1 protein-coding gene is annotated in these 219 nt (G+C 69.9%); it reads right to left on the minus strand.

The features are described from left to right. The coding region (locus IO30_RS43950; RefSeq protein WP_157853406.1) for an AMP-binding protein at positions 1-219 on the minus strand (219 nt) is incomplete at both ends.

The following is a 219-nucleotide window of genomic DNA, read 5'->3' on the forward strand; positions in this document are numbered from 1 at the left end:
ACCCGCGATGTACAGCTCACCCGTCACCCCCGGCGGCACCGGCCGCAGTCCCGCGTCGAGTACGTACACCTGCGTCTGGGGGGTCGGTCGCCCGATCGGCGGCGCACCGAAACCCGCGCCCGGCTCGTACACCCAGCTCGTCGCATTCACCGACGTCTCCGTCGGCCCGTACATGTTGATCAGCTGACCACCCGACACAGCGGCGAACCGCTCAGCGAG

Origin of the sequence: Streptomyces xanthophaeus (assembly GCF_000725805.1) — a bacterium.
Lineage (GTDB): Bacteria > Actinomycetota > Actinomycetes > Streptomycetales > Streptomycetaceae > Streptomyces > Streptomyces xanthophaeus.